Annotated in this window: 21 protein-coding genes; 12 read left to right on the top strand and 9 right to left on the bottom strand. The window is 53.2% G+C overall.

What is annotated here, in order from left to right:
* Positions 1-2 precede the first annotated feature (2 nt).
* A complete protein-coding gene (gene rraA / locus J9253_RS08525) occupies positions 3-491 on the top strand; it encodes a ribonuclease E activity regulator RraA (protein WP_210224177.1) in 489 nt (162 codons plus the stop codon).
* A gap of 50 nt (positions 492-541) precedes the next feature.
* Here rraA and J9253_RS08520 read toward each other — a convergent pair whose 3' ends face one another.
* Positions 542-1,786: an ISL3 family transposase gene (locus J9253_RS08520; protein WP_210224176.1), complete on the bottom strand. Its 1,245-nt coding sequence runs from the start codon at positions 1,784-1,786 to the stop codon at positions 542-544.
* Positions 1,787-1,955: 169 nt separating this feature from the next.
* On the opposite strand from J9253_RS08520, the gene J9253_RS08515 reads away from it, so the two are divergent.
* On the top strand, positions 1,956-3,107 hold the full coding sequence (locus tag J9253_RS08515) for a hypothetical protein (protein ID WP_210224175.1): 1,152 nt from the start codon (positions 1,956-1,958) through the stop codon (positions 3,105-3,107).
* A 48-nt stretch (positions 3,108-3,155) separates the two neighbouring features.
* On the opposite strand, the gene J9253_RS08510 is transcribed toward J9253_RS08515, so the two are convergent.
* From J9253_RS08510 to J9253_RS08485, 6 genes are read right to left on the bottom strand one after another with little or no spacing between them, the layout of a single operon-like run.
* Positions 3,156-5,045, bottom strand: a complete 1,890-nt coding sequence (locus J9253_RS08510) for a propionyl-CoA synthetase (RefSeq protein ID WP_210224174.1) — start codon at positions 5,043-5,045, stop codon at positions 3,156-3,158.
* A gap of 22 nt (positions 5,046-5,067) precedes the next feature.
* Complete coding sequence (gene prpF / locus J9253_RS08505; protein ID WP_210224173.1) at positions 5,068-6,246, bottom strand: 2-methylaconitate cis-trans isomerase PrpF; 1,179 nt, start codon at positions 6,244-6,246, stop codon at positions 5,068-5,070.
* Positions 6,246-8,849 carry a Fe/S-dependent 2-methylisocitrate dehydratase AcnD gene (gene acnD, locus J9253_RS08500; protein ID WP_210224172.1) on the bottom strand — a complete coding sequence of 868 codons (2,604 nt, stop codon included), beginning with the start codon at positions 8,847-8,849 and terminating at the stop codon, positions 6,246-6,248. Before acnD ends, prpF begins: the two co-directional genes overlap by 1 nt.
* 17 nt (positions 8,850-8,866) lie before the next feature.
* A complete protein-coding gene (gene prpC / locus J9253_RS08495) occupies positions 8,867-10,015 on the bottom strand; it encodes a bifunctional 2-methylcitrate synthase/citrate synthase (RefSeq protein WP_210224171.1) in 1,149 nt (382 codons plus the stop codon).
* 18 nt (positions 10,016-10,033) lie between these two features.
* Positions 10,034-10,930, bottom strand: a complete 897-nt coding sequence (prpB, locus tag J9253_RS08490) for a methylisocitrate lyase (RefSeq protein ID WP_228291547.1) — start codon at positions 10,928-10,930, stop codon at positions 10,034-10,036.
* On the bottom strand, positions 10,878-11,597 hold the full coding sequence (locus J9253_RS08485) for a GntR family transcriptional regulator (RefSeq protein WP_210224170.1): 720 nt from the start codon (positions 11,595-11,597) through the stop codon (positions 10,878-10,880). Before J9253_RS08485 ends, prpB begins: the two co-directional genes overlap by 53 nt.
* A 224-nt stretch (positions 11,598-11,821) precedes the next feature.
* Between J9253_RS08485 and galU the strand changes: the two genes are divergently transcribed.
* Together galU and recD are read left to right on the top strand one after the other, a co-directional pair.
* Entirely contained in the window at positions 11,822-12,727 is a 906-nt protein-coding gene (galU, locus tag J9253_RS08480) for a UTP--glucose-1-phosphate uridylyltransferase GalU (protein WP_210224169.1), read from the top strand.
* On the top strand, positions 12,727-14,361 hold the full coding sequence (gene recD, locus J9253_RS08475; protein WP_210224168.1) for an exodeoxyribonuclease V subunit alpha: 1,635 nt from the start codon (positions 12,727-12,729) through the stop codon (positions 14,359-14,361). Before galU ends, recD begins: the two co-directional genes overlap by 1 nt.
* Here the strand turns inward: recD and plsY are convergent.
* On the bottom strand, positions 14,313-14,936 hold the full coding sequence (gene plsY / locus J9253_RS08470) for a glycerol-3-phosphate 1-O-acyltransferase PlsY (RefSeq protein WP_210224167.1): 624 nt from the start codon (positions 14,934-14,936) through the stop codon (positions 14,313-14,315). The two genes, recD and plsY, sit on opposite strands and share 49 nt — an antisense overlap.
* A 30-nt stretch (positions 14,937-14,966) precedes the next feature.
* On the opposite strand from plsY, the gene bioH reads away from it, so the two are divergent.
* The 8 genes from bioH (at position 14,967) to J9253_RS08430 (ending at position 20,615) form a co-directional block, all read left to right on the top strand.
* On the top strand, positions 14,967-15,740 hold the full coding sequence (bioH, locus tag J9253_RS08465) for a pimeloyl-ACP methyl ester esterase BioH (protein ID WP_210224166.1): 774 nt from the start codon (positions 14,967-14,969) through the stop codon (positions 15,738-15,740).
* 36 nt (positions 15,741-15,776) lie between these two features.
* A complete protein-coding gene (locus J9253_RS08460) occupies positions 15,777-16,136 on the top strand; it encodes a hypothetical protein (RefSeq protein WP_210224165.1) in 360 nt (119 codons plus the stop codon).
* A gap of 307 nt (positions 16,137-16,443) precedes the next feature.
* Positions 16,444-16,830: a hypothetical protein gene (locus J9253_RS08455; protein WP_210224164.1), complete on the top strand. Its 387-nt coding sequence runs from the start codon at positions 16,444-16,446 to the stop codon at positions 16,828-16,830.
* A gap of 49 nt (positions 16,831-16,879) precedes the next feature.
* Entirely contained in the window at positions 16,880-18,040 is a 1,161-nt protein-coding gene (locus J9253_RS08450; protein ID WP_210224163.1) for a hypothetical protein, read from the top strand.
* 100 nt (positions 18,041-18,140) lie between these two features.
* The gene (gene bioC / locus J9253_RS08445; protein ID WP_210224162.1) at positions 18,141-19,013 is read left to right on the top strand and encodes a malonyl-ACP O-methyltransferase BioC; all 873 of its coding nucleotides are present in this window, start codon (positions 18,141-18,143) and stop codon (positions 19,011-19,013) included.
* Complete coding sequence (locus J9253_RS08440) at positions 19,010-19,252, top strand: CDGSH iron-sulfur domain-containing protein (protein WP_210224161.1); 243 nt, start codon at positions 19,010-19,012, stop codon at positions 19,250-19,252. Before bioC ends, J9253_RS08440 begins: the two co-directional genes overlap by 4 nt.
* 57 nt (positions 19,253-19,309) lie before the next feature.
* Positions 19,310-19,759, top strand: a complete 450-nt coding sequence (locus J9253_RS08435) for a hypothetical protein (protein WP_210224160.1) — start codon at positions 19,310-19,312, stop codon at positions 19,757-19,759.
* Positions 19,743-20,615 carry an NUDIX hydrolase gene (locus tag J9253_RS08430; protein WP_210224159.1) on the top strand — a complete coding sequence of 291 codons (873 nt, stop codon included), beginning with the start codon at positions 19,743-19,745 and terminating at the stop codon, positions 20,613-20,615. Before J9253_RS08435 ends, J9253_RS08430 begins: the two co-directional genes overlap by 17 nt.
* Positions 20,616-20,650: 35 nt before the next feature.
* Here J9253_RS08430 and J9253_RS08425 read toward each other — a convergent pair whose 3' ends face one another.
* The gene (locus tag J9253_RS08425; RefSeq protein ID WP_210224158.1) at positions 20,651-21,802 is read right to left on the bottom strand and encodes an RNA-guided endonuclease InsQ/TnpB family protein; all 1,152 of its coding nucleotides are present in this window, start codon (positions 21,800-21,802) and stop codon (positions 20,651-20,653) included.
* Between the last annotated feature and the right edge of the window lie 66 nt (positions 21,803-21,868).

Genomic DNA, 21,868 nt, shown 5'->3' with positions numbered 1-21,868 from the left:
ACATGACATTCAAAACAGCCGACCTGCTCGACGACAACGAAGACAAGCCAGTACAAGTGGTACAGCCGGGTTTCAACAACTACGGTGGTCGTAGCAAATTCTCTGGCGAAATCGTCACGATCAAGATTTACGAAGACAACTCATTGGTACGTGAGCTGGTTGCCGAAGACGGCAAAGGCAAAGTGCTGGTGGTGGATGGCGGCGGTTCTACCCGTTGCGCACTATTGGGCGACATGCTGGCTGAAAAAGCGGTGAAAAACGGCTGGAACGGCATCGTCGTTTTCGGTCTGATCCGCGATTCCGTGGACATTGGGCAGATGGATATTGGCGTCAAAGCGCTCGGTACACTGCCACTGAAAAGCGTCAAACGTGGCGTAGGGTTGCGTAATGAAGTAGTGCGTTTCCACGATGTGACTTTCACACCCGGTCAATACTTGTACTCGGATGAGGACGGGATGATCGTGTCACCGGTTGCTTTGCTGGGCGAATAATTTCGGCTCTTTGGGAATTCCCGTGGAAGCCACCAGATGTAGTGTTAGCCTCATGCCGGTTGCTTCCTTGAAAATGCCAGATCCCCCTGAATGTGTTGGAAGAAACGCTTCACATCCAACAACCCATAGCAGCGGCGCTTGATGACTTTCAGCTTGTTGTTCATGCCTTCGACAAAACCGGAGGTGTTGCGATCTTCAAAGTAGTTGGTGATGCCATCCTGCCATGTTTCCAGCAGATTGAGGAATTTGTCAAAACAGGCCAGCCCTGATGCTTTAACCTTGGCCTTCCAGTCTTGTAGTTGTTGTTGGGCTTGTGCCTTGGTTTGTTCCTGTTCAAATAGCAGGTTCAGTTCATGACGCAGTAACCAAGCATCTTTCAACTCAGGGGCGAGTAGCAGAAATTCTTCCAGTTGCCCCCGCTGTTCTGCGGTCAATGACCAGTAGTGGTGACGGAACAGCCAGAGTGTCCCCTTACAGGTAGCGTAGGTATCTGCCGAAAGTGTTTGCTTGAGTTCCTGCAAGGTCTGCTTACGGAAATTGTCTACCTCCCGGTTGTAGTATTGTGCGACATGGAAACGGTCTACTACGATAGCGACCTTGGGCAAGGTTTCCTGGACGGCATTGGCAAAACCCTCGTTCATGTCACAACATGCCCAGCACACGGTGGTTTGCAGGTGTTCAGGAATGCTGCGCAGGAAGGCAGCTACCGTTTCTTTGAGACGGTCAGGCAACACAGCCAACACCTGCGGACGGTCATGATCATCCAGTGAGCTGATAATCGCGGCATAGTGCTTATGGCCTTTTTTCAGGGCGATTTCATCAATGCCCAAGGTGCGTAATTGCTTAAAACCAGACCAATCCACTTGGGTGCTGACACGACGTTTCAGCACCCCTTCCACCTCACCATAGCTGACACCACAGCGGCGGCTGACATCCATGACGGTGGAATTGCCCAACATCTTCAACAGCCAGTCCTCAAAAGCACGGGTATGCGGGCTGCGGGGGTCATACCATTCCAGCGTCTGGGTAGTGGTCGGGTCACCTTCGCAATGGCGGCAGCGGTAACGTTTGGGGCGGATTTCAATCCAGACATCACGCCCCAGAATCGGCAAATGGCGCAAACGGATCGGTCGGTCGTAGCCATGGAATTCGGTAATCTTGTGCCCACAGCAACGACATTTCGTGAATGAAAGGCTACTTTCCACTTCCAGAATGAAATTGCCCTGTGCGTCATAGGAACTCGACAGTAAACGGACGTTGGGGAGATCAAGCGGGATTTGCAGGCTACTGTTCATGGGGGGATCCTCGCCAAGGGTGCTCGGTTTTCCTCATAATACTACATGTTGTGGCTTCCACGGGAATTCCCAAAGAGCCATAATTTCCCCAGCAAAGCTAATCGGCTTTGACGGGGTGATGTTGTATCCTACGCTAAGTGCTCGCTGGCACTTATCAAGGAGCAACCGCATGAGTGAATACCAATATTATGACTTTCGAGCCATTGACCGATCATTGACAGCCGAACAAAAAGCAAGCGTTGCCAGTTTGTCTAGCCGAGCGGAGGTGAGCCAGCAACGCGCCGAATTCGTTTACCATTACGGCGATTTTCGGGGCAATGTGACCCAGCTCATGAGTGACACCTTTGACATGATGCTGTATGTCGCTAATTGGGGGACGCAGCGGTTAATGTTCCGTCTGCCCAAAGCATTGTTTAACGTGTCGGAGGTACGTGATTATTTTATTTCCGACGAGATAGACCATGATCAACACGGTGAATATGTCATCATTGACCTGCATTTTAACGAGGAAGATGCCTATAGCGACTGGCTGGAAGGTGAGGAATTATTAGATGAGATGTTACCCTTGCGTGATGAACTCCTGCAAGGGGATTTCCGCGTGTTGTATTTGGCATGGCTGAAAGCAGCCGATACCGCAGCAGATGATGAAACGCTCGAACCAGCCGTTCCCGCAGGGCTTGGGCAACTCTCTCACGCCCAACAACAGTTCGCGGCGTTGTTTGGAGTGGATGAGATCATGATTAACGTTGCTGCCGACCATAGCCCGCCGCTCCAGCAAACCACTTTTCAGCCAGAAGCGTGGGTAAACCAGCTCCCTGATGCAGAAAAAAACGATTTTCTCGCTCGTCTTTGTCGCAATGAACCCAACCTCACCATGCACTTAAATAGGCGATTGCAAACCTTGTTCCAGACTTCGCCCCAAGCGGGAACATCCCAACCTCCATCGCCCCGCCGCCGCTTTGTAGATATACAAACCACCTATGATGCGCGTAAAGAAGCGGCTGATCTCGAAGCCCAGCGTCAAACAGCCATCAAAGCAGAAGCCAAACGCCAAGCCGATGCACAAAAACGCCAGCAGTACCTTGATGAGCTGAAGCAGCGGGAAAACCGTGTATGGCACGAGATCGACAATCTGATCAGTGAGGGTAATGCCAAAAGCTATGAACAAGCAGCCCGCCATTTGAGTGACTTGCGCGAACTGGCGGAACGTGACAAGACACTGGAAGTGTTTCAACCGAAGTTGATTGCGTTGGCGAATCAATACAGCCGTCGCCCGGCGTTTATGAGCCGCTTGCGGGGTAAGGGGTTGATTTCCCCCTAGCCCACCAGCCCCCTCTACCGCTGAGCGGGAGAAGGGGAGAGGGTCTTCTTACCTAATCACACCTTTCTCACGCAACAACGCCTCAATCTCCGGCATAATCGTCACGTCATCAATGGTGGAAGGCACCACATACGGCTGTCCATTCACCATCTGACGCAAGCTCTTACGCAGCGTTTTGCCCGAACGGGTTTTCGGCAAACGTTTGACGATGTGCGTTTCCTTGTAGCAGGCAATCGCGCCGATACTGCTGCGGATCATCTGGGTGAGTTCCTTCGACAAGGTGTCTTCGTCGATGTCCGCACCTGTTTTCAGTACCACCAGACCCATCGGGATTTGCCCTTTCAGGTCATCATCCCGCGCAATTACCGCGCATTCGGCCACGGACGGATGCCCGCCGACGACTTCTTCCATCTCGCCCGTGGACAGACGATGGCCTGCCACGTTCATGACGTCATCGACGCGACCCATGACGAAAACATAGCCGTCTTCGTCGATATAGCCGCCGTCACCGCTGGCATAGTAACCGTCGAAGGTTTGCAGGTAGCTCTGTTTGAACTTCTCCACATCACCCCAAATGGTGGCTAAACAGCTTGGTGGTAAAGGCAATTTCAGCGCGATGAAACCCTGTTCATTTCTGCCCAAAACCTGCCCGTTTTCGTCCAGAATCTGCACGTTGAAACCGGGGGTCGGCATGGTGGAAGAACCGAGTTTCACCGGCATTGGCTCAACACCTTGCAGGTTGGCAGTAATGCCCCAGCCTGTTTCGGTTTGCCACCAATGGTCGATCACCGGCTTGCCCGTCTTTTCCATCATCCATTCTTGAGTCGGTGGGTCAAGACGTTCGCCCGCTGAGAAGATGGTCAGCAAACTGTCGGTGTTGTAGCGCTTGATCAGTGCCGCTTCCGGGTCATCTTTCTTGATCGCACGGAATGCCGTCGGGGCAGAGAACAAGCCTTTTACGCCGTACTCTTCGGTAATGCGCCAGAATGCACCCGCATCCGGTGTCATGACCGGCTTGCCTTCGTACACGATGGTCGTGCAACCGCGCAGCAGCGGCGCGTACACGATATACGAGTGACCCACCACCCAGCCCACGTCAGACGCCGCCCAGAACACATCGCCGGGGTTCATGTTGTAAATGGCTTGCATACTGTAGTTCAGTGCCACCGCATGACCGCCGTTTTCACGCACCACACCCTTAGGCTTGCCGGTCGTGCCGGATGTGTACAGAATGTACAACGGGTCAGTGCCTTTGACTGGCACGCAATCCGCCGGGGTAGCGCTTGCCATCAACGTACTCCACTCGTAGTCACGCCCTGCAATCAGCGGGGAAGTGGCTTGCGGACGCTGGAACATAATGCAGCTTTGCGGCTTGTGCGCTGACAAATCAATCGCTTTGTCGAGCAGCGGTTTGTATTCAATCACGCGCTTGATCTCAATCCCGCAAGAGGCAGAAATCATCACTTTCGGTTGCGCATCTTCAATGCGTTGCGCCAGTTCCGGGGCAGCAAAACCACCAAATACCACGGAATGGATAGCGCCCAACCGCGCTGTTGCCAGCATGGAAATGACCGCTTCCGGGATCATCGGCATGTAGATAATAACGCGGTCGCCTTTTTCGACACCCAGACCCGCCAGCATCCCAGCAGCCAGTGCTACTTCGTCACGCAGTTCGGTGTAAGTGTACTGTTTCTTGGTATCCGTCACGGGTGAATCGTAAATCAACGCGACTTGATCACCGCGCCCGTTTTCGACGTGGTAATCCAGCGCCATGTACGCAGTGTTCATTTCACCATCGGCAAACCAGTGGAAAATACCGTGTTCGTCTTGCGACAGGATTTTTTCGGGGGCTTTGAACCACTTCAGGGCTGCGGATTTTTCTTTCCAGAAGCCTTCTGGGTCGTTCATCGAGCGGTCGTATTCGGCCTTGTAACTCATCTTTTCTCTCCTCCTCTAAAACTTAAAAACTGTCGCCTGGAATGCGTACCCAGCCTTCCATCAATACCCGCGCACTGCGGCTCATCACGACTTTTTCCACTTTCCAGTCACCGTTAGTGGCGCTAGCGGCAGCGCCTACTTTCAGCGTACCGGAAGGGTGGCCGAAGGTCACAACACTGCGATCACCACCGCCAGCAGCGAGGTTGACCAAGGTGCCGGGAATCGCAGCGGCTGTGCCGATAGCCACCGCCGCCGTACCCATCATGGCATGGTGCAGTTTGCCCATCGACAGGGCGCGTACATTCAAATCAATGTCGGTAGCATTGATCTGTTTGCCACTGGACGACACGTAGGCTTGTGGTTTGCCCACAAACGCCACTTTAGGCGTGTGTTGACGACCAGCCGCTTCCGCGACATCGGCAATCAAACCCATTTTCACCGCACCGTAAGCGCGGATGGTTTCAAACATGGCCAGCGCTTTAGGGTCGCCGTTGATGGCGTCCTGCAATTCGCAGCCGGTGTAACCAATGGCGTCTGCATTCAAAAACACGGTGGGAATACCCGCGTTGATCATGGTCGCCTGAAAGGTGCCAACACCCGGTACTTCCAGTTCATCCACCAGATTGCCGGTGGGGAACATGGCATCCGTCGCATCGACTGGGTTCATGAATTCCACCTGCACTTCTGCCGCTGGGAAGGTCACGCCATCCAGCTCGAAATCGCCGGTTTCTTGCACTTCGCCATTGGTCATCGGCACGTTGGCAACGATGGTTTTCTGGATGTTTTTCTGCCAGATACGCACCACGGCCATGCCGTTTTGCGGGAGGCGGGAAGCATCCACCAAGCCGTTGCTGATGGCGAAAGAGCCAACCGCTGCGGTCAGGTTGCCGCAGTTGCCGCTCCAGTCCACAAATGCCTTGTCGATGGAAACCTGCCCAAACAGGTAATCCACGTCATGATCAGGCTGTTCGCTTTTCGCCAGAATCACGGTTTTGCTGGTGCTGGACGTTGCGCCGCCCATGCCGTCGGTTTGCTTGCCATACGGGTCAGGGCTGCCGATTACGCGCAGCAATACCGCGTCACGCGCCGCACCGGGGACTTGCGCGACATCGGGCAAGTCGGTCAGTTTGAAAAACACGCCCTTGGACGTGCCGCCACGCATATACGTGGCGGGGATTTTGATTTGCGGGATTTGGGACATTACGCTGCGTCTCCTTCGAGGAAGTCTTGCGCGAAACGTTGCAGTACACCACCGGCGTTATAGACACGCACTTCCGCAGCGGTATCCAGACGGCAGGTCACAGGAATGCGCACGGTTTCGCCGTTTCTGCGGTGCATGATGACCGTCAGGTCGGCGCGTGGGGCAATGTCACCTTCCACGTCGTAGCTTTCGGTACCGTCGATGGCGTAAGTCTTGCGCGTTTCGCCCGCTTTGAACTCCAGCGGCAGCACGCCCATGCCGACCAAGTTGGTACGGTGAATACGCTCGAAGCCTTCCGCCACAATCGCTTCCACACCTGCCAAACGCACGCCTTTGGCAGCCCAGTCACGGCTGGAACCTTGGCCATAATCTGCACCCGCGACGATGATCAGCGGTTGCTTGCGTTCCATGTAGGTTTCGATGGCTTCCCACATGCGCATGACTTGGCCTTCTGGCTCGACACGAGCGAGGGAGCCTTGCTTGACTTGACCATCCACCACTGCCATTTCATTGATCAGCTTAGGGTTGGCGAAAGTCGCACGTTGCGCGGTCAAATGGTCGCCACGGTGAGTTGCGTAAGAGTTGAAGTCCTCTTCCGGCAAGCCCATTTTGTGCAAATATTCGCCCGCCGCACTGTTCATCATGATCGCGTTGGAAGGCGATAAGTGGTCAGTGGTGATATTGTCTGGCAATACCGCTAACGGCAGCATCCCTTTCAAGGTACGCTCACCTGCCAATGCACCTTCCCAGTAAGGGGGGCGGCGGATGTAGGTGGACATGGGACGCCAGTCATACAACGGGCTTTTCGCTTCTTCGACAGTGCCGAGATCAAACATCGGGATGTAGATTTGCTTGAATTGCTCAGGCTTAACGCTGGCGGCAACGATGGCGTCGATGTCTTCGTCAGCAGGCCAGATGTCTTTCAGCGTAATCGGATTGCCGTCTTTGTCCGTACCCAGCACGTCTTTTTCGATGTCGAAACGGATCGTGCCTGCAATCGCGTAAGCGACTACCAGCGGCGGGGACGCAAGGAACGCTTGCTTGGCATACGGGTGAATACGCCCGTCGAAGTTACGGTTGCCGGACAGGACAGCGGTCGCGTACAAGTCGCGGTCGATGATTTCTTGCTGGATAATTGGGTCGAGTGCGCCAGACATGCCGTTACAGGTGGTGCAAGCGAAACCGACGATGCCGAAACCGAGTTGTTCCAGTTCCGTCAGCAAACCCGCTTCTTGCAGATACAGCTCGGCGACTTTGGAACCCGGTGCGAACGAGGTTTTTACCCACGGTTTGCGTACCAAGCCCAGTTTGTTGGCGTTGCGTGCCAGCAAGGCAGCGGCTACCACGTTACGTGGATTGGAGGTGTTGGTGCAAGAGGTGATCGCCGCGATGATGACCGCGCCGTCTGGCATTTTGCCTTCCGCTTCTTCGGCTTGCGCCGCTGCCAAATTCACCGCAATGCCGCGCTCAGCCAAGTCAGCCGTCGGTAAACGGCGGTGTGGGTTGGAAGGGCCAGCCATGTTACGCACCACGCTGGACAGGTCGAATTCGAGTACACGCGGGTATGTTGCGTTTACCAGTGAATCCGCCCACAAGCCGGTGGCTTTGGCGTAGTTTTCAACCAGTGCGACTTGCTCCGGTTCACGCCCGGTCAGCTTCAGGTAGTCGATGGTTTGTTCGTCGATGTAGAACATGCCCGCCGACGCGCCGAATTCCGGGGTCATATTGGAAATGGTCGCACGGTCGCCGATGGTGAGGTTTTTCGCCCCTTCGCCGAAGAACTCCAGCCATGCAGAGACTACACGCTCTTTACGCAGGAATTCAGTAATGGCCAGTACGATGTCGGTGGCAGTGATGCCGGGTTGGCGTTTGCCGACCAGTTTCACGCCGATAATGTCCGGCAGACGCATCATGGAAGGCAAGCCCAGCATGACGGTTTCGGCTTCCAGGCCACCGACGCCAATCGCGATAACGCCGAGTGCGTCAACGTGTGGGGTGTGTGAGTCTGTGCCGACGCAGGTGTCAGGGAAGGCTACGCCGTCACGCGCTTGAATCACCGGCGACATTTTCTCCAGATTGATCTGGTGCATGATGCCGTTGCCTGCTGGGATCACGTCGACGTTTTTGAACGCGGTTTTTGTCCACTCGATGAAGTGGAAACGGTCTTCGTTACGACGGTCTTCAATGGCGCGGTTTTTCGCGAAGGCATCCGGGTCGAAGCCACCGCATTCAACGGCCAGTGAGTGGTCAACAATCAACTGGGTAGGCACGACCGGGTTAACTTTCGCCGGGTCGCCGCCTTGGTCAGCAATCGCGTCACGCAGGCCAGCAAGGTCAACCAGTGCGGTTTGGCCGAGGATGTCATGGCAGACCACGCGGGCGGGATACCACGGGAAGTCCAGATCCTGCTTGCCTTCGATGAGCTGCTTCAATGAGTCGGTCAGCATCTCGGGTTCGCAACGGCGTACCAGTTGTTCTGCCAATACACGCGAGGTGTAGGGCAGGGTGGCGTAGCTGCCGGGTTGGATGGCTTCGATCGCCGCGCGGGTGTCGAAGTAGTCCAGTTTGGTGCCGGGCAGGTTTTTACGGTATTCGGTATTCATTGTTGCTTTAATCCTTATTAACCACGGTCAGCCAACGGCACAAACTTCACATTTTCCGGCCCCACATAATTGGCACTGGGGCGAATAATCTTGCCATCTTCACGCTGCTCGATAACGTGTGCACCCCAGCCAGTGGCGCGAGCGATAACGAAAATCGGGGTGAACATGTCGGTCGGTACACCCATTTGCCCGTAGGAAACTGCCGAGAACCAGTCCAGATTCGGGAACATTTTCTTCAGTTCCCACATAGTGCTTTCCAGACGTGCCGCGATGTCGAACATTTTCATGTCGCCGTTTTCTTGCGCCAGCCCTTTGGCGACGCGCTTGATGACTTCGTTGCGCGGGTCGGCAATGGTGTAAACTGGATGACCGAAACCGATGACGATTTCTTTCTTGGCAACGCGCTCGCGGATGTCAGCTTCGGCTTCATCAGCGCTGTTGTAGCGGGTCTGGATACGCTGCGCTTCTTCGTTCGCGCCGCCGTGTTTCGGGCCACGCAATGCGCCGATTGCGCCGGTAATGCAAGAATGCATGTCAGAATTGGTGCCAGCAATCACGCGTGCGGTGAAGGTGGAGGCGTTGAATTCATGCTCGGCGTACAGGATCAGGGAAGTGTGCATGGCACGTACCCACGATTCGCTAGGCGTTTCGCCGTGCAGCAGGTGCAGGAAATGTCCGCCGACGGTTTCGTCGTCAGTTTCTACTTCAATGACTTTGCCGTTGATGGCGTAGTGATACCAGTACAGCAGCATAGAGCCAAAGCTGGCAACCATGCGGTCAATGATGTTACGGGCATCAGCCGCTGGGTGATGCTCTTTTTCAGGCAGGCACGCGCCCAGCACGGAACAGCCAGTACGCATCACATCCATCGGGTGAGTGGACGGTGGTAGGGCTTCAAGCGCTTGCTTGACGGGCATTGGCAGGCCGCGCAGGGATTTGAGTTTGGTTTTGTAGGCTTTGAGTTCAGATGCATTGGGCAGTTTGCCGTGCACGATCAGATGGGCAATTTCTTCAAACTCGGCCTGTTCGGCGAAGTCGAGAATATCATAACCACGGTAGTGCAGGTCGTTGCCGGTGCGGCCTACGGTACAAATAGCCGTGTTACCAGCAGCCGTGCCCGATAGGGCGACGGATTTTTTTGGCTTGGGTAAGTGTTGTTCTGACATGAGTCCTCCTCCGGTATTTTATTCAGCGCCTTTTTCGGCAAACAGTTGGTCAAGTTTTTGCTCAAATTCGTGGTAGCCGATGGTGTCGTACAGTTCCATGCGGGTTTGCATGGTGTTGATCACGTTCTGTTGCGTGCCTTCGGTCAACAAATGGGTGTAAACGTTTTCAGCCGCTTTGCACATCGCCCGGAAGGCGCTCAGTGGGTACAGCACCAGTTGTACGCCAACCGCAGCCAGTTCAGTGGTGGTGTACAGCGGGGTTGCACCGAATTCAGTGATGTTGGCCAGTACTGGCACTTTGATCACTTTGGTGAATTCAGCGTACTGTTCCAGTTGGTTCATGGCTTCGGGGAAGATCATGTCAGCACCGGCTTCCACACACGCCATAGCGCGGTCGATGGCGGATTGCATCCCTTCTACAGCCAGCGCGTCGGTACGTGCCATGATGACGAAGCTGTCGTCAGTACGTGCATCCACGGCGGATTTCACGCGGTCGACCATTTCTTGCAGGGAAACGATGGCTTTGTTGGGGCGATGACCGCAACGCTTTTGCATGACCTGATCTTCGATGTGGAAACCGGCCACGCCAGACTGAATCATTTCGCGGGTAGCACGGGCAATGTTGAAGGTGCCGCCCCAGCCCGTATCAATGTCAACCAGCAAGGGTGCAGAAGTCACGGCAGTAATGCGCTTGGCATCTTCCAGCACGTCATGCAGGGTGGTAATGCCCAGATCGGGAATACCCAGCGATGACGCAGCAACACCGCCGCCGGACAGGTATAGGGCTTTATGGCCTACCTTTTCCGCAATGATGGCACTGTTGGCAGTGACGGCCCCGACAACTTGCAGGGGGGTGTTGTCTTTAACTGCCTGACGCAGTTTTTGACCGGGAGTAAGTGATTGTATTGCTGTCATGTTCCTCATCCATCATTTCACTGATACTTTTCCATGCACCACTGATATGGCGGCGCATGAGGATTTCCGCCAATTCCCCATCGCGGGCGACAAGTGCGTCGACGATGTGGCGGTGCTGTTGCAAGGCCGGGCGAATACGTGCTGAGAGTCGGCTGGTGCGGTAACGGCACATGCGCAACAATTGGTACAACTCACCTGCCAGCAGGTTGATCAGCATCTGGTTTCGGCTCCCCAGTGCGATCTGGTAATGGAAATCGAAGTCACCTTCGCTTTGGACGTATACCTGCCCATCGGCGGCTTCAATTTGTTCGGCATGTTTTTCCAATAATAGCCGTAAGGTGTCGATTTCTGCGTCGGTCATGCGTAGCGCAGCCGTGCGGCAGGCCATGCCTTCCAGGGCTTCGCGCACGGCGTATAAATCTGCCATCATCTCGCGGTCAAGGGTAACGACACGAGCGCCCGCATGTGGTATACGTTTAACGAGGCGCATCCCTTCAAGCTGGCGCAGTGCTTCACGCAAGGGGCCGCGTCCAATACCGTAACGTTCCGCCAGATCGGATTCATTCAGTTTCTGTCCCTGAATTAACTCACCCGTAATAATGGCTTGCGTTAATCGGATTGATGCGACATCTGCTAAGGTTCCTTCTGGTGTGTGTAGTGCTAACATGGTGTTATTCTCAGTGATTGTTGACAATCCTTTTGCAAATAATAACATTGTGCGGAAAAAAGTGAAGTTTTTATTTGGTTTTGTTGACAAAACAGCAAAATACCCTTCAGATTGTTGGTGTAGTGACCGTCAGGCAGCAACTTTTGACATAGTGCTACCGGAAGAGTGATAAAATGTCAGTAGTCATTAGATGTTATTGATTGAATTCAGAGGAAACCTTGTCCATGAATAACCATAAAGTCCGCAAGGCTGTGATTCCCGTTGCGGGATTGGGTACACGTATGTTGCCCGCTACCAAAGCCATTCCGAAGGAAATGCTACCAATTGTTGACAAACCTTTGATCCAGTACGTGGTCAACGAGTGTGTCGCAGCGGGTATCAAGGAAATTGTACTGGTGACCCATTCCAGTAAAAACTCCATCGAAAACCATTTCGACACCAGTTTCGAGCTGGAAACCATGCTGGAAAAGCGCGTCAAGCGTCAGTTGCTGGATGAAGTGCGTTCCATTTGCCCGCGTGATGTCACCATCATGCATGTTCGTCAGGGGCAGGCGAAAGGTTTGGGGCACGCCATTATGTGTGCGCATCCGATTGTGGGTAACGAGCCGTTTGCGGTGGTCTTGCCGGATGTGATCATTGATGATGCCGCGAGCAACCCCCTCAAAGACAACCTCGCTGCGATGCTGGAATTGTACGATGAAACCGGCTATAGCCAGATCATGGTCGAGCCAGTGCCGATGAATAAAGTATCTTCTTACGGTGTGGTAGACATTAACGGGCAGACATTGGCAGCGGGTGAGTCCGTATCCATGAGCGCGATTGTGGAAAAGCCTCCGGTTAATGAATCACCTTCCAACCTTGCCGTGGTCGGGCGTTATGTGCTGGCGCCACACACGTGGGGTTGGTTACAACGCACGCCATTGGGTGCGGGCGATGAAATCCAGCTCACTGACACCATCGGTTTGCTGATGCGCGAATATCAGGTGAATGCGTTTCATATAACCGGCAAAAGCCATGACTGCGGTTCCAAGATGGGCTACATGATGGCGAATATCGAATACGCTTCGCGCCACGGTGACATTGGCAAGCGTTTCAATGCGTTCCTGAAAGAGTATGTGAAAACGCTGTAATGCCATCTGCGCCCCACCCCGTTCATCCCGTCCACCCACTCGATGACCAGCTTGCTAACTTGCTGAAACGGCTGGATGGCGGGGTGAGTCAGCGGGGGTTAGTTGCCCTGATCCGTGAGGTCAGTGCGCGTACCCGTGAGGGCGTGATTGCAGTGCCTTTGGCAGAAACTCCGTTGGCGGAACTGTTTGATTCGCCGGTGGTGGGGCGCGAAGGTGATTATAAGCCACTGATTTTAAGCGATACCCATGCGTGGCTGTATCGCTATTGGCACTATGAAGACCGCCTGGCAAAATGCATCCAAACACGGATTACCCCTTCTTCGCTCCCTTCACCCCTTGCGGGGGAAGGGCTGGGGATGGGGGGTAATCTCCTGATTATTTCCGGTGGGCCCGGCACGGGTAAAACCACCAAAGTTACCCGTATTTTGGCTGATTTGATTGCGGATGGGATGGAACCTGCCCGCATTCTGCTAGCAGCACCGACCGGGAAAGCAGCGATGCGTATGCAGGAATCCATCCGCGATACCCGCCAACGTGAAAACATTACTTGCCCCATGCCTGAGCAATCCAGCACCTTGCACCGCTTGCTGGGTTTTATCCCCAATCGGGTAGGCTTTCGCCATCATGCCAACAATCCGTTGCCTGCTGATGTGGTGATTGTCGACGAAGCCTCGATGATCGACATTTCCCTAATGACGCATTTGTTTGAGGCCGTGCCGCCGCCAGCCAAGCTGATTTTGTTGGGTGACAAGGATCAGTTGGCCTCGGTGGAAACTGGCTCGATTTTTCGCGATTTATGCAGCGGTGATGCATTGGCTAAACAGATGCTGTTGTTGCAAACCAGTTACCGTTTCAGTGATGCGGATGGTGTCGGGCAACTGGCACAAGCTATCCGTGAGGCTGATGAGGAACGTTTGCTGGACGTGCTGGCTTCCCCCGATTTCGCCACGGTGACGCTGGATGAATCGCAGGCGGGGCTGGATGCTAATTGGCTGCGTGAAGGTTGGCAAGACTACGTGGCAGCGGTCAGGGAAGGGGAGTCGGAGGCGATTTTTCGCGCCTTCAATGCCTTGCGCATCCTGACACCGTTGCGGCAAGGGCGTCAGGGCGTGGAAGCGCTGAATGTGTGGGTGGATGGTGTCATGCAACGCCTGCTGCCTGCGCACGAGGGGGCGCAACGCCCGTGGTACGTGGGCAGGCCGGTGATGGTGACGCAGAATGATTACCGCCAGAACCTGTTCAACGGCGACATTGGCATTGCCTTGCCGAACGAAAAAGGTGAATTGCGGGTGTGGTTTCCAACCGGGGAGGCGGGAGAATACCGAGCGGTTGCGCCGATCCGTTTGCCTGCGCACGAAACCGCGTGGGCGATGACCATCCACAAGAGCCAAGGGTCGGAATTTACGCGGGTATTGCTGATCTTGCCGGAAGCGGAAGACTTGCCGTTGCTGGGGCGGGAATTGCTGTATACCGCCGTGACGAGGGCGAAGACCGGGATTCACATCCTCGCCAGTCGGGCGATGCTGGGCAAAGCCTTGCGGCAGGTAGCGCCGCCCGCGTCGCAGTTGCAGGAACGGCTGGTTGCTTATTCTTCGTTCGTTACCGCTTCGACATCCGCGCCTTCTTTGGACTGAATCTTGTCTTCCTTGCCGGATAGCAGGTTGCGGATATTGGATTCGTGCCGCCAGAAAACCATGAGTGCCATGAATAGCACGCCTAGCGTCAGCCAGCCGTTACCATCGCTGAGTACCCAGAAATACACCGGGGAAAGTGCCGTCGCAATCAGTGCCGCCAGCGAGGAAATCTTGAAGCCTTTCGCCATCACCAGCCATGTTGCTACGAATGCCAGCCCACCCCAAAGATTCACGCCGAGGAATACGCCAATAGCGGTTGCCACGCCTTTACCGCCTTTGAAACCGTAGAATACCGGGTATAAATGCCCCAGAAACGCGGCGATACCGATGAGGATCAGCCAGTTGGCTTCCAGCCCGAAAGCGTGGCCTACCAGTACGGGAATCAAACCTTTCAGACCGTCACCCAGCAGGGTAATCGCGGCTGCTTTTTTGCCACCGTGGCGCAGTACATTGGTCGCGCCGGGGTTGTTGGAACCCACCGTGCGCGGGTCGGGCAGCCCCATCAATTTGCAAGTAATGATGGCGGCGGAAATTGAACCGAGCAGATAGGCGAGTATGATCAGCAGGTAAGGCATGGCATATCCATTTATTATTGAGAGTTAAACGTGACCGCATTGTATACCAACATTACTGGACAAGGCAGACCCCTTGTCCTCCTCCACGGCTGGGGAATGAATAGCCACGTCTGGCAACCGTTATTGCCCGAACTGGCGCAATACGCCCAAGTGATCTGCATCGACCTGCCGGGGCATGGCGCAAACAGCCACTTGCCGCTGGGAACCGTAGCGGAAGCGGTAAAACAACTTGCCCCACACATTCCCGACGATGCCATCATCATGGGTTGGTCACTCGGTGGCCTGATTGCGCAAGCGCTGGCGCACGCACTACCGGAGCGGGTAACTGCCCTGATCCTGATTGCCAGCACGCCCAAATTCGTTGCGGAAGGCGACTGGCCGCACGGGGTTTCCCCCGACTTGCTCGCCCTGTTTGGCAGAAGTTTGCAAACCGATTACCTTGGCACGGTGAAACGCTTTTTTGCCCTGCAATTCCTCAGTACTAAAACCGATACCCGCGTAGTGAATGCCTTGCGTGACACCATCATGCAGCACCCGGCGAGTGTGGCGGCGCTGGAAGATGGCTTGGCTATCCTACAAACCGCCGACTTTTCCCAAACACCCATCAAGCAGCCGACATTGTGGATGCTGGGCAAGCTCGATAAGCTGATTCCGGCGTCATTGGCGGAGGTGCTGCCGGAAATGGGGTATCAGCATGTGGCAATGCTCAATAGCGCCGCGCATGTGCCCTTTGTGACCCACCCGGAGAGTTTCATGGAGCATATTAGGGTGTTTCTGGGTGAGTCTGGAGACAAAATCTGCTGAATTTTCATGAATATATTGATAGGGTGATTTCAGGCTATGCAATTCCCGAAAAGCTATTGGTACTACTGGCACACCGGAAATAAACTTGTTGCCGTCATCAGCATGATTTTAAGCGCTGCGGTGACGTGGTTGGTCTTGGCCATCTCAGCCGGGTTCTCAATCTGGGGAATAATCCTTGCCGTATTGCTCGACACGCTGGGGTTTTGGGTGGCGGTAATCTATGTCGCCCTGCGCAGTTACCTGCCAAGTTTTATGCTGGAACAATGCGATACACTGGTTCTGTATCAGTTCGTAATCCCCGTCTGCATCGCATTTGTCGTTGGAAGGCTAATAACCTTTTGGGTCGCGAAGCTTAACCATCGGTCGAAGCCCAAACTGGAGAAGTCGAAAAACTGAAGGCAGTCGCAGTACAAGCGAGGCATTTCTGGATTCGCTCCGACTTCATATTGGTTGATATTTTTTATTGACATTATGACCAATGTGATATTTGTCACATCAAAAAATAATCAGATGCTTTACCTTTTTCCATGAGCTGCAATGGCGCTTTTCTTTAGGAAATCAGGTCATATCAAGCAAAAATTTGTGGTTCAAGCAATTGAAGTTAATGTGTTTTTCATTGATATGTATCAGGTAGACAATCTTTGATTGCGATATTTTGATCGACGGGCTAACTATTATTAATCATAAATTAAGGAAATTAATTATGAAAAAAATTCTTATCACTGTGCTTTTATCGGTACTACTCACCCAATCAGCGATGGCGGGTGTATGTGACTATCGTCCGAGTGAACTGATCGGTGGAGGCACAACAGGTGTTGTTGCAGGTGGTGCTGGTGCTACGGCTGCAACGGGTGCTGGAATGAGTGCTGCGGGCTTATATGCCATTACAAATGCAACGACAGGAGCAGCAATGCTCGGTTCTACAGCGGCAGGCGCGTCTGCGGCAGGAACCGCAGGTATCCTTGCTGGAACCAGCGGTATTATTGGCAGTGTTGGCGCAGTATTATTGTCCCCGTTTGTAATGATTCCAGCGGCAGTCGTAGCCGTTGGTGTTGGGGGATATGAGGGTGGGTGTTATTTGCTTGAGTAATCTTGGTTAGACAGGAAAGCATTAATACTCATTCTTTTCAGGAGGCATCATGATCTCAGAACTTGCAGGTTTCGCTTTAAGCCGTTCCATTCCCGACAACTTGATGCTTGGGGTGTTGGCTGGTGTTAATAAAGTGTACGGTGGTGTTGTCCGTAATGAACAAGGCCAAATCTTGGCACATCTTGTGAATAGTGCTACCCCAAGCAACATTTTATCAGCCTTTACCTCGCCTCTGAATACACTGTTTTCAGGCGTTAATACCTATCAACTCCATCGTATCGGTGGGGATGTGGGTGTTATTGGTGCTGAAGTTGGTCGCGTGGGTGCTGAAGTGAGTCACATAGGCGCTAATGTCACTCAATTGCTTCAGTTCGCTCAAGCATCCATGCTTTTGTCTGGTTTAACGCTTGCTGTTAGCTCTGCCGGTTTCCTGTTTTTAAGTAATAAAATAAATAAAATTGATGAAAGATTGCAGCAAGTTGCCTCTGATGTGAAGTACATCAAATCGTTTCTTGAACTACAAGAAAGATCTAGGTTGATAGCAGCCCTAAAGGTCATTAGAGAATTAAATAAAGTGGAAGATAGTTCAGCCAAACTTCAGATGCTAATCAGTAGCAGGCAAACTATCGGGGAAATACACGAAAAATATAAAATGTTACTGACCGACAGTAGCAATGAATATTCTTTCATGGCAGCAGAAGAATATTTCACCATTACGGCGATTGGGCATTCCTTGTGTTCGGCCGAACTGGATATGTACGATCAGGCCGTGAACGATTTGAATGATGCGCAAGCTGTGTGGCAAAGCTCATCCAGAGCTTTTGTCAAAAACCATGTCATTACTGATAATGCGCAAAGATTTCTGACAAAAGATTACGTGAAACACATCGGTTCTGCCGAAGTGATTGAGTGGGTTGACTTCGCGGAGTCCACCTCAGATGGCATGGGCATTCTTGACCGCTTGAGGGGAGAGCCACAGAAAATGAGTTTTGGGTGGTCTATGCTCAAGGGAATAGACAATGAAGAAAAGTTAAACCTTGAGGTTTCAAGGAAAATTATTGCCAGAAATAAGATACTCCAAGGCTATGCTGATCAACTGAAATACCTGGCACAGATAAGGCAAAAGCCGTCTACTGTCCAACATTTCATGGATAGCATTCCTGCTGATGACAGTGTTGAAGGCTGCTATATCTTTGTCGCCAATGCTTAAGCTGGCTGATTAGGCATTCCTGCTTTACCCTGACATTGTATACTCCATCCGCTTGTTACCCACCCGGAGACTTTCATGGAACATAGCGGGGCATTTCTGGATGCGCTCTAATACTGCTAACCCCTACTTGCTGGACAAACACAAAACCCGCCAAGGCTTTGAACGGGCAGCAGAAACCTATGACGCCAATGCCTTGTTGCAGCGTGAAATCGGCGCCCGCCTGCTGGAACGGTTGGATTTGATCAAGATGCAGCCAGAAACCGTGCTTGATCTGGGTTGCGGCACTGGCATGGTCAGCGAACACTTGCTCAAGCGTTACAAAAAAGCGCGTGTCATCGGCGTCGATCTCGCGCTGAATATGGTGAAAAAAACCCGGCAGCGCGGCGGTTGGTTCCGCAAGCCGCAAGGTGTGTGTGCCGATGCTGCCAGCCTGCCATTCCAGCCGCAATGTGCCGATATGCTGTTGTCCAACCTGATGCTGCAATGGTGCAATGATTTGCCAACGGTGTTTGGCGAATGGGTGCAGGTGCTCAAACCCAACGGCTTACTGATGTTTGCCACCTTCGGCCCCGATACCCTCAAGGAATTGCGGGCAAGCTGGGGGCAGGTGGATGGCTTTACCCACACCAGCCGTTTCCCCGACATGCATGACGTGGGCGATGCCTTGCTGCAAGCCGGTTTCCGCGACCCGGTGATGGATATGGAAATGATCACCCTGACCTATGCCGACGTGCGCGGCCTGCTGCGGGAACTCAAGGGGATTGGCGCGAACAATGCCACCAGCGGGCGTAATCACGGCTTGACCGGCAAAGCACGCCTACAGGCTTGCTTGCAGGCTTACGAATACTTCCGTCAGGAAGATGGCCTTTATCCCGCCACCTACGAAGTAGTGTATGGTCACGCGTGGGCACCGACCTTGTTGCCCAGTAAATTGCCCGAAAAATTCATTCCCATCATGAGGAGCACAACATGACCGACCCCGTAATCGCGCAGAAAAAACCGTGTGTGGTAGAGCTGGAAGCTGGAACTAGCTATTGGTGGTGTACCTGCGGGCGTTCCGCCAACCAGCCATTTTGCGACGGTTCTCATAAGGGCACGGATTTTACCCCGATGGAATTCACTGTGCCGGAAACCAAGAAATACGGCCTGTGCGCCTGCAAACACACCAAAACGGCGCCCTTTTGTGATGCAACTCATCGTAATCTGGACTGAAACCTGACACGGGTATGGTAGAGTTACGCCAATCCTTTAGGTATTTGGCTAACAACAATGAAAAAAACCTACACTATCCAGTCACTTGTTTGCACTGAAATTTCGCCCGGCAAAGGTTCCATGGTTTGGCAATTACGTGACAGTGCCGATGAGCGCTTGCGTAAAGTCAATGGGATCAGTACCTTGGATAAAAATGGTCTGATAGAGTCGGTACGCTCTATCTACACCCGTGAAGCGCCCTTGGTGGAAGAATTGTTGCTGCGTCACGAAGGCGACACCTTCAGTATCGACTTTAGCAGCTTCAATCAGGCACAGGGTTATATCAACCGGGAAATGTACGCCAACATGCAGAAATGCGAACGCCTTTCTTGTATGGTGGGTAAATTATGGCGGGTACTTGCTGTGATGGCGCTGCTGGTTGTACTCTCCTTAAGCTGGATGCTGAATAGCAGTATGACTAAATTTTCCCAACAACAACCCTTAATTCATCATGAGCAGTTACCTTGATCGTATTGACGCCTGTAATAATTTTGAGGCCACCCATTATTTAGCCTTGCTGATCGACGGTAAGGTGTACGGGCAAGTTCAGCCTGCGTTTGCCCAGCATCTGGCGCATTGGCCGGAGGTGTTTACGGTGACGGCCACAACCGTGACCTTGAACCCTGAATTAGTCGATTATACGTCCCGTACTGCGGCTGTTGCCCCGGTGTTTCGTGCCTTGCACCAGCAAGGGGTGATTGACAGTTGGGTGGAAGAAGCCTACCCGATTACCCGTACCTTTGGTGGTCATGCCGAGCTGGAAATTGAGCGGGCAGCGACTAATTTCATGGGTGTGAAAACGTTTGGCATCCATGTTAATGGTTTGGTGCAAACCGCCAACGGGGTGGAGGTGTGGGTGGCGACGCGCTCACTGGATAAACCTTTCTGGCCGGGCAAGCTGGATCAGATGGTGGCAGGTGGTCAGCCGGTTGGTCTGGGCTTGCTGGAAAATGTCATCAAGGAATCACAGGAAGAAGCCAATATCCCCGTGGAACTGGCGCAACAAGCGCAAGCGATTGGCACGATCCCTTACCGTCAACAAGGCTGGCGCGGCTTGGACAATTCCACCATCTATGTGTATGACTTGTGGCTGCCGGAAGATTTTGTGCCGGAAAATACCGATGGTGAAGTGATTGCGTTTGAGCGGATGCCCTTGGCTGACATAGCCCGTCTGACCGAAACCACCGAGGCATTCAAGGACAATTGCAATCTGGTCAATATTGACCTTTTATTGCGCATGGGGGAGATTACGCCACAACATCCCCAACATGCTGCTATCCTCAAGATTTTATACACTGCTGATAATACAAAGAGTCAAAATTGACTTCCTCCCCTCCCTAAAGGAAGGGGATTCCTAATTCATCGAGAACAGGACAACGACACCGAAATGCCATCACCACTAACATTCTCTCCAAAGGCTAGCACCGCCAGTCCGGCGGCTAAAATGTTACGTGCTGCATTCACGTCACGGTCGTGGGTTGCGCCACATTCCGGGCATTCCCAAGACCGCACGTCCAGCGGCATGTTTGCTTTCACGAACCCGCAGCCGTTACAGCGTTTGCTGGAAGGAAAGAAACGGTCGATCTCGACATACGTCCTGCCTGCCCAGTGGGCTTTGTACGCCAGTTGGCGGGTAAATTCCCCCCAACTTGCATCAGCAATGTGCTTGGCTAATGTTGGGTGTTTAATCATGTTCTTCACAGCGAGGTTTTCAGCGCAAACGACTTGGTTCTCGTTAATCAGTTTGCGGGACAGCTTGTGCAAGTTGTCCGACCGGCAATCGGAAGTTTTCGCGTGAACACGGGCAACCTTGCGTTTGGCTTTCAGCCGATTCTTGCTGCCGAGTTTTTTCTTGGCAAGACGGCGTTGGTACTTCGCCAGTTTAGCCGCGTGTTGGGCGGTGTGGCGGGGATTGCCGGACTTGAAGCCGTCGCTAGTGACGAACAAATCCTTGATGCCCACGTCAATGCCAGCCTTTTTGTCGGTGACGGGCAACAGCGTGGATTCAAATTCACACAAGCAGGACACGAAATAGCGTCCGGCCTGATCTTTGGACACGGTGACAGTGGTCGGGGCAGCAGGAAGTGGCTGGCTCCATCGAATGTCCAACGGCACATCGCACTTAGCCAGCTTCAATTCACCGTTGCGGAATGTAAAAGCACGGTAAGTAAATTCTGCCGACTGTCGGTGCTTTTTGGATTTGAAGACAGGGTATTTTGCCCTGCCCTCAAAAAAGTTCTTGAACGCGGTTTGTTGGTTCCGCAAGCATTGTTGCAGCGGAACACTGGAAACGTCGTTCAGAAAAAGCCGTTCGGGCAGCTTCTTGATGGCTGTCAACCGCGCATTAGCACCCAGGTAACTGACCTTTTCCTGAGCCTGATCGTAAGCATCCGTGCGGTAACGCAAGATGCTGTTGTACACGTAGCGCACACAACCAAACGTCTGCGCCAGCAACGTTTCTTGTTGTGGGTCTGGGTAGAATCGGAATTTGTAGGCGCGTTTTGCTAGCATAACTCACAGTATAGTTCATACCGTGTGATTTCTATGTGTTTAATCAAGATAGCTTAACCAAAAAGA

Origin of the sequence: Thiothrix litoralis, assembly GCF_017901135.1 — a bacterium.
In the GTDB taxonomy this organism is placed as follows: domain Bacteria; phylum Pseudomonadota; class Gammaproteobacteria; order Thiotrichales; family Thiotrichaceae; genus Thiothrix; species Thiothrix litoralis.
Note: the sequence above shows the minus strand (reverse complement) of the source record. Positions and strands in the feature narration are given on the sequence as shown.

What these genes read in the sequence shown, in the direction of transcription:
- rraA (WP_210224177.1), top strand. Translation starts at nt 3, where the DNA reads ATGACATTCAAAACAGCCGACCTGCTCGACGACAACGAAGACAAGCCA.
- J9253_RS08520 (WP_210224176.1), bottom strand. Translation starts at nt 1,786, where the DNA reads ATGAACAGTAGCCTGCAAATCCCGCTTGATCTCCCCAACGTCCGTTTA.
- J9253_RS08515 (WP_210224175.1), top strand. Translation starts at nt 1,956, where the DNA reads ATGAGTGAATACCAATATTATGACTTTCGAGCCATTGACCGATCATTG.
- J9253_RS08510 (WP_210224174.1), bottom strand. Translation starts at nt 5,045, where the DNA reads ATGAGTTACAAGGCCGAATACGACCGCTCGATGAACGACCCAGAAGGC.
- prpF (WP_210224173.1), bottom strand. Translation starts at nt 6,246, where the DNA reads ATGTCCCAAATCCCGCAAATCAAAATCCCCGCCACGTATATGCGTGGC.
- acnD (WP_210224172.1), bottom strand. Translation starts at nt 8,849, where the DNA reads ATGAATACCGAATACCGTAAAAACCTGCCCGGCACCAAACTGGACTAC.
- prpC (WP_210224171.1), bottom strand. Translation starts at nt 10,015, where the DNA reads ATGTCAGAACAACACTTACCCAAGCCAAAAAAATCCGTCGCCCTATCG.
- prpB (WP_228291547.1), bottom strand. Translation starts at nt 10,930, where the DNA reads ATGACAGCAATACAATCACTTACTCCCGGTCAAAAACTGCGTCAGGCA.
- J9253_RS08485 (WP_210224170.1), bottom strand. Translation starts at nt 11,597, where the DNA reads ATGTTAGCACTACACACACCAGAAGGAACCTTAGCAGATGTCGCATCA.
- galU (WP_210224169.1), top strand. Translation starts at nt 11,822, where the DNA reads ATGAATAACCATAAAGTCCGCAAGGCTGTGATTCCCGTTGCGGGATTG.
- recD (WP_210224168.1), top strand. Translation starts at nt 12,727, where the DNA reads ATGCCATCTGCGCCCCACCCCGTTCATCCCGTCCACCCACTCGATGAC.
- plsY (WP_210224167.1), bottom strand. Translation starts at nt 14,936, where the DNA reads ATGCCTTACCTGCTGATCATACTCGCCTATCTGCTCGGTTCAATTTCC.
- J9253_RS08460 (WP_210224165.1), top strand. Translation starts at nt 15,777, where the DNA reads ATGCAATTCCCGAAAAGCTATTGGTACTACTGGCACACCGGAAATAAA.
- J9253_RS08455 (WP_210224164.1), top strand. Translation starts at nt 16,444, where the DNA reads ATGAAAAAAATTCTTATCACTGTGCTTTTATCGGTACTACTCACCCAA.
- J9253_RS08450 (WP_210224163.1), top strand. Translation starts at nt 16,880, where the DNA reads ATGATCTCAGAACTTGCAGGTTTCGCTTTAAGCCGTTCCATTCCCGAC.
- bioC (WP_210224162.1), top strand. Translation starts at nt 18,141, where the DNA reads ATGCGCTCTAATACTGCTAACCCCTACTTGCTGGACAAACACAAAACC.
- J9253_RS08440 (WP_210224161.1), top strand. Translation starts at nt 19,010, where the DNA reads ATGACCGACCCCGTAATCGCGCAGAAAAAACCGTGTGTGGTAGAGCTG.
- J9253_RS08435 (WP_210224160.1), top strand. Translation starts at nt 19,310, where the DNA reads ATGAAAAAAACCTACACTATCCAGTCACTTGTTTGCACTGAAATTTCG.
- J9253_RS08430 (WP_210224159.1), top strand. Translation starts at nt 19,743, where the DNA reads ATGAGCAGTTACCTTGATCGTATTGACGCCTGTAATAATTTTGAGGCC.
- J9253_RS08425 (WP_210224158.1), bottom strand. Translation starts at nt 21,802, where the DNA reads ATGCTAGCAAAACGCGCCTACAAATTCCGATTCTACCCAGACCCACAA.